The organism is Psychrobacter sp. AOP5-GZ1-6 (genome assembly GCF_052376345.1).
GTDB lineage: Bacteria > Pseudomonadota > Gammaproteobacteria > Pseudomonadales > Moraxellaceae > Psychrobacter.
The window spans coordinates 1-794 of the sequence record NZ_JBQSVP010000311.1; the positions used below are offsets into that span (position 1 = coordinate 1).

Consider the following 794-nt stretch of genomic DNA (forward strand, 5'->3'; position numbering starts at 1 on the left):
TTATTTAACACCGCTAGAAAAAGAGAAACGCTACTTTAACAAAAACCTCTTATCAGGTGTCCTAAATTAGTTGACCACTACAGTTAAGAAGACTAATAAACTTGAGTTGAAATACAATGCTTTTAGTTTTACTCATCGTTGCTCTCCTGATCAGAGTTTTGGTCTGAAGAATCCTTTGATTCATTGTTACTATCTTCGTCAGACACTTCTACCTCTTCATCTCCATCAGGTTCAAACTCAACACCCCAATCCGTATCTTTAAAGCCCACTAGTATTTCAACCTCTTCTTCTTTATCGCTAATCACTGGTGCGGTACGCCCATGTTCATCTAATACACCTTCTATCAGTTGCCCGTCAGGTCTTAGCATCTGAAACTCGATATCTTCAAAATTGTGCTGATAAAACAAATCATAAACATCGAGTTTATTACTAAACAGCGGAATAGTATCAGGCATCATCGGTAGCGAGTAATTGGCTTTAGCCCCCGCCACCATCTCTTTCTTCACTGCTTTTATCTTAACCGTGCCTGGGCACACCAGCTTAATACCACTGTCATCGATGGTAATCGACGCTCCAGCTGACGTTTGCAGCTTAATCCGCTTCGGACTCGACACATTGACCTGACCTGACTCACTACCGATTGTCATACTTTGCTGACTGTGCAGCTGCAACTCACCGCCTTGTGCCTGTATCGCTACAGGTTTGCTATTGGCACTGATGTGTAGTCCTGACTGACCAGCTTGACCACCGACGCCTGAGAGTGAATCAATCGTATTTGCCGCCAGCGTATAACT

General features: G+C 43.2%; 1 protein-coding gene. It reads right to left on the reverse strand.

Going from position 1 to position 794, the window contains the following annotated elements:
- Nucleotides 1-128: 128 nt before the first annotated feature.
- Nucleotides 129-794: DUF2345 domain-containing protein (locus tag ACT3RN_RS15960; protein ID WP_444518852.1), on the reverse strand; the 666-nt coding region annotated here is incomplete at its 5' end.